The organism is Enterobacter kobei, from assembly GCF_001729765.1.
Lineage (GTDB): Bacteria > Pseudomonadota > Gammaproteobacteria > Enterobacterales > Enterobacteriaceae > Enterobacter > Enterobacter kobei.
Map to the genome: position 1 here is coordinate 4,239,396 of NZ_CP017181.1, position 11,960 is coordinate 4,251,355.

Below are 11,960 nucleotides of genomic sequence, written 5' to 3' on the forward strand. Positions count from 1 at the left end.
TTTCCACCATTTCTGGCGTTATTTCCGGTTTTTACTGAGATCTCTCCCACTGACGTATCATTTGGTCCACCCGAAACAGGTTGGCCAGGGTGAATAACATCGCCAGTTGGTTATCGTTTTTCAGCAGCCCTTTGTATCTGGCTTTCACGAAGCCGAACTGCCGCTTGATGATGCGAAACGGGTGCTCCACCCTGGCACGGATGCTGGCTTTCATGTATTCGATGTTGATGGCCGTTTTGTTCTTGCGCGGATGCTGCTTCAAGGTTTTTACCTTGCCGGGACGCTCGGCGATCAGCCAGTCCACATCCACCTCGGCCAGCTCCTCGCGCTGTGGCGCTCCTTGGTAGCCGGCATCGGCTGAGACAAATTGCTCCTCTCCATGAAGCAGATTACCCAGCTGATTGAGGTCATGCTCGTTGGCCGCGGTGGTGACCAGGCTGTGGGTCAGGCCACTCTTGGCATCGACACCAATGTGGGCCTTCATGCCAAAGTGCCACTGATTGCCTTTCTTGGTCTGATGCATCTCCGGATCGCGTTGCTGCTCTTTGTTCTTGGTAGAGCTGGGTGCCTCAATGATGGTGGCATCCACCAAAGTGCCTTGGGTCATCATGACGCCTGCTTCGGCCAGCCAGCGATTGATGGTCTTGAACAATTGACGGGCCAGTTGATGCTGCTCGAGCAGGTGGCGGAAATTCATGATGGTGGTGCGATCCGGCAGGGCGCTATCCAGGGATAATCGGGCAAACAGGCGCATGGAGGCGATTTCGTACAGGGCATCTTCCATGGCACCGTCGCTCAGGTTGTACCAATGCTGCATGCAGTGAATACGCAGCATGGTCTCCAGCGGATAGGGCCGTCGGCCATTGCCCGCCTTGGGATAAAACGGCTCGATGACAGCGGTCATATTCTGCCATGGCAGAATCTGCTCCATGCGGGAGAGGAAAATCTCTTTTCGGGTCTGACGGCGCTTAGTGCTGAATTCACTATCGGCGAAGGTGAGTTGATGGCTCATGATGTCCCTCTGGGATGCGCTCCGGATGAATATGATGATCTCATATCAGGAACTTGTTCGCACCTTCCCTAAGTAACCGCTAATTACGCTTGGGTAGTCTTTGCATTCCGGAGACTCCGCCAGCGTATTAATAAACAAACGCTGGAACAGATACATGGCCGGATAACCAATAATCGACGAGAGCAAAAAGACCCACAATCCCATTAATCCAACCTGCACAGGGAGAAAAACAATCCCCGCGCCAATGGCCATCCCGATACTCATGATGACCCACCCCGTGTCGGTGCTGTCGAATTTAATCGCTTCTCGCCACTCGCTTTCACTCATTCCCGCCCGCCTTGCCGCAGGGGAATCATTCACAATCACACTGCTGTTTGTTGCCGTATCCATTGGGTACTCGCTTATTTTGTAGGGTAACCAGTTGTTTTTATTAGATTCCGATCGCCAGCGATTGCGAGTCAGAGAATGCAGGTGTGTGTTATTGATGTGGGAAGATCATATCCGGAGCGAGGGAGAAAAAAGTCACAAGTTTTATGGGGATTTTCAAAGGCTGGAGGAAAAATTTCTTTTTTTAATTCTTTAAATGCATAACTTTTCTAAAAGTGACGACGATCAAGAAATAAAAACCCGCGCCGTGCGCGGGTAGGAAATCACTCAGCCAGCGCGTTAGCCATATCGGTTTTGACCTGCTTACGCTGCTCCGGCGTCAGCACCTGGCTGACGTCAAAGTAATATTTCACTCGGTAGTAGCGCGCCTGCTGCTCAATCTTACTGAAGGCAGAGAGCTGGCTTTTCACCGTGCTTTCGTCCCATTTACCCGCCTGGAACATGTCGATCAGCGCGCCGTCCTTCACGCCCGTCATTGGGATCTTGCTGACGTTTTGCTCCAGTTGCTGATGCAACTCTTTAATCTTATTAATCTGCTCATTGCTGAGCTTCAGGTGCTGTACCAGCGGATCCTGCGATGGAGACGGGGCTGCCTCAACGTTCGCGGCCTGCGCGGTAAAACTGCACACCGCCAACGACGCTGCAATCAAAGCAATACGGGTCATTTTCATCATCTTACTGTCCTTACATTTTGTTATTGGGAAAAGCAGGAACATTGTTTTTCAAGAGCGGATGAATATGTGTGAGTAATTATATAAACAATTTTGTATGTTTAGCGGGCAAAAAAGTGCCCCCTGCGTTGAGGGGGCATGTGAACACACTTTTAGATAGATTGAGTAAACGTCCTCGATATCACATCCTGCTGCTGCTCGCGCGTCAGGGCATTAAAGCGCACGGCATAGCCTGACACACGAATGGTCAGATTCGGGTAATTTTCCGGATGCGCAATGGCGTCCAGCAGCATTTCCCGGTTCATTACGTTGACGTTCAGGTGCTGCCCGCCTTCAATGGCCGCTTCATGGTGGAAGTACCCGTCCAGCAGCCCCACCAGGTTGGTTTTGCGCACCAGCTCATCTTTGCCCAGCGCCTGCGGCACGATAGAGAAGGTGTAGGAGATCCCGTCCTTCGCATAGGTGAACGGCAGCTTGGCCACCGACGTCAGCGAGGCCACCGCCCCTTTTCTGTCACGGCCGTGCATCGGGTTCGCGCCAGGGGCAAACGGCGTGCCGCCGCGGCGACCGTCCGGCGTATTCCCGGTCTTCTGACCGTAAACCACGTTGGAGGTAATGGTCAGAATAGACTGGGTCGGCACCGCATTGCGATAGGTCGGCAGCGCCTGAATTTTCTTCATAAAGCGCTCAACCAGGTCGCAGGCGATGCTGTCCACGCGGTCGTCGTTGTTGCCGTACTGCGGATAGTCACCTTCGATGACGAAATCAACCGCCAGACCGGTGTGGTCGCGCACCGGTTTCACCGTGGCGTATTTAATCGCGGAAAGAGAGTCCGCCGCGACCGACAGCCCGGCGATGCCGCAGGCCATGGTGCGATAGACGTCACGGTCATGCAGCGCCATCAGTGAGGCTTCGTAGCTGTACTTATCGTGCATGTAGTGAATGAGATTCAGCGCGCTGATGTACTGCACCGCCAGCCAGTCCATAAAGTGATCGAGGCTGGCCATCACGGTGTCGTAATCCAGCACCTCATCCAGCAATGGCGCGGTTTTCGGGCCGACCTGAATCTTCAGCTTCTCATCCACTCCGCCGTTGATGGCGTACAGCAGCGTTTTCGCGAGGTTGGCGCGGGCGCCAAAGAACTGCATCTGCTTGCCGATCACCATCGGGCTGACGCAGCAGGCAATGGCGTAGTCGTCGCTGTTGAAGTCGACTCGCATCAGATCGTCGTTCTCGTACTGCAGTGAGGAGGTGACAATCGACACCTGCGCGGCATATTTCTTAAACGCAATCGGCAGCTGTTCAGACCAGAGGATCGTCAGATTGGGCTCCGGCGCAGGCCCCATGGTGTGCAGGGTGTGCAAATAGCGGAAGCTGTTTTTGGTGACCAGCGTGCGGCCGTCCAGCCCCATTCCGCCAATCACTTCCGTCGCCCAGATCGGATCGCCCGAGAAGAGCGTGTCAAACTCCGGCGTGCGCAGGAAGCGGACCATGCGGATCTTCATGATGAAGTGGTCGATCAGCTCCTGCGCCTGCACCTCATTTAGCCGTCCGTCCTGCATGTCGCGCTCAATGTAGATATCAAGGAACGACGCCGTGCGCCCCAGCGACATCGCCCCGCCGTTCTGGGATTTCACCGCCGCCAGGTAGGCAAAGTAGACCCACTGCACCGCTTCCTGCGCGTTCATCGCCGGACGTGCGATATCAAAGCCGTAGTTCGCCGCCATCTGCTGGATCTGGAGCAAAGCACGCTTGTGCTCCGCCAGCTCTTCACGCAGGCGGATCGTCGCTTCGAGATCGTCACCGCGTTCCAGCTTCGGCTGGAGATCCGCAAACTGCAGCTCACGCTCGCGCACCAGATAGGTGATGCCGTACAGCGCCACGCGTCGGTAGTCACCGATGATGCGCCCGCGTCCGTAACCGTCCGGCAGACCGGTCAGCACGCCGGATTTACGGCAGCGCATCATCTCCGGCGAGTAGACGTCAAACACACCCTGGTTATGGGTTTTACGCAGGTCGGTAAACAGGTATTCAAACTGCGGATCCATCTCGCGGCCATAGGCTTCAAACGAGCTGCGGATCATGTTGATCCCGCCATACGGATGCAGGGCACGCTTGAGCGGTTTATCGGTTTGCAGCCCGACGATCGTCTCCAGATCCTGATCGATATAACCCGGCCCGTGAGCGGTAATGGTGGTGGCAATGTTAGTATCAAAATCTACCGGGGCGTGGGTGGCATTCTCCTGACGAATGCCGACCATCACCTTCTGCCACAGCGCCGTCGTTGCTGGCGTCGCCTGCGCGAGGAAAGCTTCGTCGCCTTCATAAGGGGTGTAGTTATGCTGAATAAAATCGCGCACGTTGACGGCGTTTTTCCATTCTTCACCGCGAAAGCCAGCCCATGCGTCGCTGTAGGGCGCGACGCCTGTATCGATTGTTACGTTCATGTGTTTCTCGCTATATCAGGCGTAAGCCGCAGCCGGAGTGACCTTCCCAAGACGGAGGGCGTCCAGCGCGATCATTTTTTCTTCATTGGTAGGGACAACCGCGCAGACTACGCGGGAGGAATGGGTGCTGATGACGCGCTCGCCCGCGCTGCCCGGCAGGGCATTTTTAGCCTCGTCGAGGAGGATGCCGAAGACCTTCAGATGCTCCGCCACCAGCGCGCGGATCAGTTTCGAGTTTTCGCCAATACCACCGGTAAAGATCACGCCATCCAGACGATGCAGCGATGCCGCGTGACCGGCGATATGCCGCGCAATCCGGTGGACAAAGGTGTGGATCGCCAGCTGCGCCCGTTGATTGCCTTCGTGCCAGGCTTTCTCCAGCGCGCGTAAATCGGAGGAGATGCCGGATATCCCCAGCAACCCTGACTCTTTGTTAACCACGCGCTCCAGATCATCAAATGACTGGCCGGTTTGCTGGGCAATCCACGCCATCGCGCCAAAATCCACGTCGCCGCAGCGCGTGCCCATCACCAGCCCTTCCAGCGGCGTCATGCCCATGGAGGTATCGACGCTCTCACCGTTGCGCACCGCGCAGATGGAGGCCCCGTTACCAAGATGAGCAATCACCAGCCCGCTGTCGTCGGGGGACAGCCCGAGAAGCGTATGCGCCTGTCCGGCCACGTAACGATGGGAAGTGCCGTGAAAACCGTAACGCCGTACGCCCAGCGCTTCAAAATAGCGGTACGGCAAGCCGTACAGATACGCCTGAGGCGGCAGCGTCTGATGGAAGCTGGTATCGAATACCGCCACCTGCTGCACGCCCGGGAACAACCGCTCTGCGGCTTCCACGCCGCTTAAGTTGGCGTAGTTATGCAGCGGTGCCAGCGGGGAAACCTGACGGATCTGCTCAATCACCTCTTTCGTAATCAGGGTCGACTCGCTGAAGAGGTCGCCGCCGTGCGCAATACGGTGGCCAATTAAGGCCACGCTGCTCATCAGGTTGCGCTTCTCCAGCTCCAGGGCGATGGCTGCCAGCGCCCCTTCGTAGTCCTGGTGAGCCAGTTTGACTGGCTCACCCCCGTTCACGGAAATAAAGGCCTTTTCGGTGTTGATACCGTCCGCAATGCCCGTCATCAGGGCCTCACAGCTGCTGGCGTCGAGCACCGAAAACTTAACAGAGGACGAACCGCAGTTAATAACCAGTACTACCGGAAACTCAATCATCATATGACTCCGCTCTTCCTGAGCTATGGGTTAGAACAGTTTGTAAACAATATTCAGAATGGTCAGCAGGCCCACAACCGTGACGAAGATGTTCTCGGGTTTGCCCTTATATTTCGCCATGGCTGGCGCTTTGCGGATGGCGTACATCGGCAGCAGGCACAGCAGAGAGGCGATGATCGGTGCGCCCATGGCTTCGATAAGGTCGAGAATGTTCGGGTTGGCATAGGCCACAACCCAGGTGGAGCCCATGATGAAGACCATGCTGATGGTGTTCAGCTTGCCAACGGAAACCTTCTTCTTATCCCCCTTATAACCGAACTTGAGGATCAGGCCGTTCAGCCCTTCCAGCGTGCCCAGATAGTGCCCAAAGAAGGATTTAAAGATAGCGACCAGCGCGATGATGGACGCACCGTATTCCAGCACCGTGGCAAATGTCGATTTGGTTCCCGACATGGAGGCAAAGTGGTTCGCCAGATAAGAGAGCACCGGAATGTTCTGCGCTTTGGCATCCGCCATGTTCTGCGGAGAGAGCGTAAACAGGCAGCTAAAGGCGAAGAACATCACCACGGCGACCATCAGCATGCTGGCGCGACCGATGATTTTGGAACATTTCTGCTCGGTAAACGCTTTACCGAACTCGGGCTCGTACTCTTCACGCTTGGAGACCACAAATGAGGAGACGATGGGCGAGAAGTTGAAGGAGAAGACCATGATGGAGATCCCCAGCCACACCGTGACCAGAATGCCGTCATGACCGGTAAAGGAAATATCGCTCAGGTTGACCTGGTCGATCACCGCCGAGTTCCAGTATGGGATCAGCGACAGGGAAATCAGCACCAGGCTGGCGATGAACGGGAACACCAGGAAGCTCATCACCTTCACCATCAGATCTTTACCAAACCAGATCACAAAGGCCATCAGCAGCAGCAGGAACAGCGCCACTACACCACGGTTCAGCGCAGGCAGCTGGAGCTGGTTTTCCCAGAACGTCATAAAGGTGTTGGTAATGGTCACGCCGTAAATCCACAGCAGTGGGCAAATGGCAAAGAAGTAGAGGAAGGTGATGACCACCCCGCCGGTCTTGCCGAAGTGCTCTTCCACCGTTTCGGTAATGTTGCCGGAGACATTACTCCCGGACAGGCACAGACGCGCCAGCGCGCGGTGACAGTAAAATGCAATCGGGAACGCGAGGACCAGCATCAGCAGGATGGGGATCAACCCGCCAAAGCCTGCGCGAATAGGGAAGAACAGCACGCCTGCGCCAATGGCGGTTCCGAACAGGCCCAGCGTCCAGGTGGTATCAGACTTACGCCAGGAGGACGTTTTTGTCTGGCCAACGATAATGCTTTCTGTGTTGCTCATAGGTCACCTTTATGCGTCAACGAAGCCGGTAATTTGGGAAACACGGGAGAGATCGATATTGCCGCCGGAAATAATGCAGACGGTTTTTCGGCCCTGAATATAGTGGTCAAGTTTGCCGCTTAATAATGCCGCGCAGGCCAGCGCGCCAGCACCTTCCGTCACCACTTTATTTCGCTGAATAAGCGCAATCATGCTGTTGCGAATATCGTCTTCGCTCACCAGCACAATGTCATCAACCAGTTCGCGGACGATTTCGAAGGTTAATTTACCCGGACGAGATACGTCGCAACCGTCAGCTAATGTACCGGTGACGCGATGGTTGATGATTTCTCCGGCCTGGTATGATGCCGCCATCCCATGAACATTTTCAGACTGTACGCCAATAATATTAATGGTCGGGTTAATGGATTTAATGGCCGTTGCAATCCCGGCAATTAATCCGCCACCGCCGATGGGAACAATCACGTTATCCACATCATACAAATCTTCGAGAATTTCCAGGCCAATGGTGCCCTGTCCGGCGATCACTTTCGGATCGTCATACGGCGGGATAAAAATGCGCCCTTCCATCTCGACGATTTCACTCACTTTCGCGATGGTGTCATTGAAGTTCTCGCCGTGAAGCACCACTTCAGCCGAGTAGTCACGCGTCGCGGCTACTTTAGACTTTGGCGCGCCCATCGGCATCACCACTTTGCCGTCAATGCCGAGCATTGCACACGAGAGCGACACACCCTGCGCGTGGTTTCCCGCCGAGCAGGCGACGACGCCCTTACGCTTTTCAGCATCGGTCAGCGAGCTTAATTTATTAAACGCACCGCGAATTTTAAACGAGCCGGTACGCTGCATATTTTCAAACTTCAGGAATATTTCACCCTTACAGCGTTCGCTGAGATAATTCGAACGCGGCATGCCGGTTTTATAGATTTTACCCGCCAGGCGTTTTCTGGCGTCCTGAATATCTTCAATCGTTACCGGAAGGTCGTAGGTAATGTGCATAATATCCTCGTTATAATAATTCATTCTTTTCAGGCAAAGTCAGGGTATCAGAGCATAAAATTATCTCTGGGTGTTTTTTATAAAATGTTTATTGCTTCTAAGGAGATCAATATTTCATCGTCGTCTTTCACCGGTGAGTGAGGCATATTTTTTTGCCAGTTCAACCAATACTGACGCGGATTTTTTAATTCTGTAATTTTTCGACCACACGGCGGCATAACGCGCCACGGGTAATTCATCCTCTACCGGCAGAACAATAAATTGATCCGAGCCGAACGGAGCAATCATGTCGCGTGGAATCACCGTCAGATAATCGGCATTCAGGACAAGGTTATAAATGGTGACCACGGAATCGGTCTGGACGATGTTTTCAATACTGATGTGGTTGTCTTGCAGAGTGGTCAGAAGTTCTTTGTAGTAGCCCATATCGGTTTGCGGCATCACCCACTGCTCATGCGTGAGCGATGCCAGTGTCGTCGGGCCGGTGCACGTTCGTGATTTACTGGCGACCAGCACAAATTCTGACTCAAACAAGGGCTCGACGTGCAGATCCTGCAGCAGCATCTCATCACTCAGCGTGCCGATGGCGAAATCCAGCCGACCATCGCGAATGGCTGGCAGGAAAGAGGAGAGCTGGGCTTCATACATAGATACGCGCGCTTTCGGGAACACTTCCTTGAATTTTTTGATCATTTCGGACAGGAAGGTGAAACCAATCAGTGATGGGTAGCCAAAGGAAACGTCCATCACGGTGCTGAAACTCAGGCTGTTGATCTCGCTCACCATGTTTTTCATTTCGCGGGTGATCGACTCTGAGTAGGAGAGCAGCACCTGGCCTGCGGCAGTCAGTTTTACGCCCGTGTTTTTACGCACCATGACTTCCACGCCGAAGTAGGATTCGATATCGCTGATGATTTTGCTGACGGCGGGTTGCGTCAGGCCCAGTTGTCTTGCAGCAGAACCTATGGAGCCACTTTTAATGACTTCCTGAAATACCACGAGGTGCTGTGTTTTCGGTAGAATAATAGTGTTCATAATATTCTGCGCTTATTTCCCTATGACGCAGCGGATTCTACCCAATATTGTTTCAGGGGGTATGTGCTGTTACTCACAATTTGCCTTCCCGCGTTATTCACCGGAACAACAAAAAACATAAAAAACCTTTATAATTAATCAGTTAAGCTTGTCAGATCACACCATTACGCTGACATCGATCAATAAAACTAACACTAATAAATTTATTTTATGGCGATAACCTGGATAAATTTTCCTGCGTTAATAAAATCAATAAAGACGATCTTTCAGGCAATTAAAGACCAATAAATAACCGTTATTCAGTTGAAACATTCTTTCAATTTATCAATTTTTACAGATGCTTTTAGGCTGGCTTTCGATAAAAAGAGGAATACGTCACACATTCGCAGGATGAATGTTTTTAAATGCAATATGTAGATATCAAACATGAAAACATATTGAATCATTAAGACAACAATCGCAACAAATTAACAACACCGTGGATTCACCCATTTTCAGCGCGAAATTTTGTGATAACGATCGCCTGTAGATTGCTTGAGGCCACTGAAGAGATAAAAACAGTGAAATGTGCTTAATGTCGCAAATATGAGAATTGATGTCGTTTGTGGGGTTGTCGGGTGGCGCAGCACTTAACCGACCTACAACCACCTGAAAGCAAAAACCCCGCCGAAGCGGGGTTTTTTAAGAAGTTGAAGCTGACCGATAAGCCGGGTTCTGTCGTGGACAGTCATTCATCTAGGCCAGCAATCGCTCACTGGCTCAAGCAGCCTACCCGGGTTCAGTACGGGCCGTACCATGTGAACCCCTATTTGGCCTTGCTCCGGGTGGAGTTTACCGTGCCACGGACTGTTACCAGCCGCGCGGTGCGCTCTTACCGCACCCTTTCACCCTTACCTGATCCCGCTTGCGCGGGCCATCGGCGGTTTGCTCTCTGTTGCACTGGTCGTGGGTTTCCCCCCCAGGCGTTACCTGGCACCCTGCCCTATGGAGCCCGGACTTTCCTCCCCTCCGCCCGTCTCCCCCGAAAGGGACGACGACGAAGCGGCGACTGTCTGGTCAGCTTCGGCGCGCAGTATAGAGGGTTTGCGCGCCGCTGTCACCTTCAGGCGCAGACAAGACGTAATTAACGCGCGACTTCTACCTTTGCCAGTTTTTCGTAGTAGCACACAATCGCGCTGTGATCGGCCGTGCCCAGACCATCTGCACGCAACGCCTGCATCATCTCCATCACCGCCGCGGTCAGCGGCAGCTGTGCGCCTACACCGTGGGACGTATCGAGCGCGTTCGCCAGATCTTTAATGTGCAGGTCGATACGGAATCCCGGCTTGAAGTTACGGTCCATCACCATCGGCGCTTTGGCATCCAGCACGGTACTTCCCGCCAGACCACCGCGAATCGCCTGATAGACCAGGTCCGGGTTAACGCCCGCTTTGCTTGCCAGCGTCAGCGCTTCAGACATCGCGGCGATGTTCAGCGCCACAATGACCTGGTTCGCCAGCTTGGTCACGTTGCCCGCGCCAATTTCACCCGTATGCACCACGGAGCCTGCCATCGCTTTCATCAGGTCATAGTATTTATCGAAAATAGCTTTATCCCCGCCGACCATCACCGACAGCGTGCCGTCGATCGCTTTCGGCTCACCGCCGCTGACCGGCGCGTCCAGCATATCCACGCCCTTCGCTTTTAGCGCCTCGCTGATTTCACGACTTGCAAGCGGTGCGATAGAGCTCATATCAATCAGCACCAGGCCAGGCTTTGCGCCCTCAATGATGCCGTTCTCCCCCAGCGCGACCTCTTTAACATGCGGGGAGTTTGGCAGCATGGTAATGATGACATCGCACTGCTCAGCAATCGCTTTGGCGGTGGAGGCGGTTTCTGCGCCAGCCGCCATCACCTCGGCCACAGATTGCGGATTATGATCGGAGACCACCAGTGAGTAACCCGCTTTGATGAGGTTCTTACTCATTGGTTTACCCATGATCCCCAGGCCAATAAAACCCACTTTCAGCGTCATAACTGTTTCCTCAATGATGGTTATTTTTTAAAAGCGTCCGCTAATTTCTGCGTCGCTGAGCGGAACACCCCGAGATCGCTGCCGACGGCAACAAAGGTGGCTCCCCACTCCAGATAACGTCGGGCGTCGGCTTCAACCGGCGCCAGTATGCCGCTCGGTTTACCGTGTGCTTTGGCGCGAGCAAATATGTGCTGGATCGCACGCTGCACGTCAGGGTGGCTGGCATTGCCCAGGTGGCCAAAGGCGGCAGCCAGATCGCTTGGGCCGACAAAGATACCGTCCACACCGTTTGTGGCTGCAATAGCGTCGAGGTTTTCAACCCCCTGCTGGCTCTCAATCTGCACCAGAACAGTGATGTTGCTATTGGACTGCGCGAAGTAGTCCGGCACGGTGCCGAACATGTTGGCGCGGTGTGAGACGGAGACGCCGCGGATCCCTTCCGGCGGGTAGCGCGTTGACGCCACAGCCAGCGCCGCTTGTTCCTGGGTTTCCACAAACGGGATGAGGAAATTGTAGAACCCGATATCCAGCAAACGTTTGACGATCACCGGGTCATTGGTTGGCACTCGCACCACCGGGGCGCTGGCGCTGCCTTTCAGGGCCATCAGTTGCGGAATAAAGGTGCTGATATCATTTGGCGCATGTTCGCCGTCGAGCACCAGCCAGTCAAAACCAGCAAGGCCCAGCACTTCAGTACTTATTGGGTTTGCCAGCGCAGACCAACAGCCAATCTGGATCTGGTGCGCCGCGAGGGCCGTTTTAAACGTATTCGGGAAGATATTGTTATTCATCACTTATACCTTTTTAAT

9 protein-coding genes, 1 other RNA gene and 1 pseudogene are annotated in these 11,960 nt (G+C 53.9%); all 11 read right to left on the minus strand.

The window, feature by feature from the left end; translation table 11 throughout:
* Positions 1-31: 31 nt before the first annotated feature.
* The 11 genes and pseudogenes from BFV64_RS20530 to garL all read right to left on the minus strand — a co-directional run bounded on the left by BFV64_RS20530 (position 32) and on the right by garL (position 11,942).
* Positions 32-1,012: an IS5-like element ISKpn26 family transposase gene (locus BFV64_RS20530; RefSeq protein ID WP_000019445.1), complete on the minus strand. Its 981-nt coding sequence runs from the start codon at positions 1,010-1,012 to the stop codon at positions 32-34.
* A 63-nt stretch (positions 1,013-1,075) separates the two neighbouring features.
* A pseudogene (locus BFV64_RS20535) lies at positions 1,076-1,402 on the minus strand (hypothetical protein); the annotation flags it as partial.
* A gap of 260 nt (positions 1,403-1,662) precedes the next feature.
* Positions 1,663-2,073, minus strand: coding sequence for a Spy/CpxP family protein refolding chaperone (locus BFV64_RS20540; RefSeq protein ID WP_023338812.1), 411 nt, complete (start codon positions 2,071-2,073; stop codon positions 1,663-1,665).
* A 149-nt stretch (positions 2,074-2,222) separates the two neighbouring features.
* The gene (pflB, locus tag BFV64_RS20545) at positions 2,223-4,517 is read right to left on the minus strand and encodes a formate C-acetyltransferase (RefSeq protein WP_063667108.1); all 2,295 of its coding nucleotides are present in this window, start codon (positions 4,515-4,517) and stop codon (positions 2,223-2,225) included.
* A 15-nt stretch (positions 4,518-4,532) separates the two neighbouring features.
* The gene (gene tdcD / locus BFV64_RS20550; protein ID WP_063667141.1) at positions 4,533-5,741 is read right to left on the minus strand and encodes a propionate kinase; all 1,209 of its coding nucleotides are present in this window, start codon (positions 5,739-5,741) and stop codon (positions 4,533-4,535) included.
* Between the two features lie 30 nt (positions 5,742-5,771).
* Positions 5,772-7,103: a threonine/serine transporter TdcC gene (gene tdcC, locus BFV64_RS20555; protein ID WP_014885343.1), complete on the minus strand. Its 1,332-nt coding sequence runs from the start codon at positions 7,101-7,103 to the stop codon at positions 5,772-5,774.
* Positions 7,104-7,112: 9 nt separating this feature from the next.
* The gene (gene tdcB, locus BFV64_RS20560) at positions 7,113-8,102 is read right to left on the minus strand and encodes a bifunctional threonine ammonia-lyase/L-serine ammonia-lyase TdcB (protein ID WP_023331369.1); all 990 of its coding nucleotides are present in this window, start codon (positions 8,100-8,102) and stop codon (positions 7,113-7,115) included.
* Positions 8,103-8,216: 114 nt separating this feature from the next.
* Positions 8,217-9,137 (minus strand): transcriptional regulator TdcA, encoded by a 921-nt coding sequence (gene tdcA / locus BFV64_RS20565; protein ID WP_059373469.1) that lies wholly within the window; start codon positions 9,135-9,137, stop codon positions 8,217-8,219.
* A 687-nt stretch (positions 9,138-9,824) separates the two neighbouring features.
* Positions 9,825-10,201: RNase P RNA component class A (gene rnpB, locus BFV64_RS20570), an RNA gene on the minus strand.
* Between the two features lie 59 nt (positions 10,202-10,260).
* Entirely contained in the window at positions 10,261-11,151 is an 891-nt protein-coding gene (gene garR, locus BFV64_RS20575; protein ID WP_045281417.1) for a 2-hydroxy-3-oxopropionate reductase, read from the minus strand.
* A gap of 20 nt (positions 11,152-11,171) precedes the next feature.
* On the minus strand, positions 11,172-11,942 hold the full coding sequence (gene garL / locus BFV64_RS20580) for a 2-dehydro-3-deoxyglucarate aldolase (protein WP_045281416.1): 771 nt from the start codon (positions 11,940-11,942) through the stop codon (positions 11,172-11,174).
* Positions 11,943-11,960: the final 18 nt, after the last annotated feature.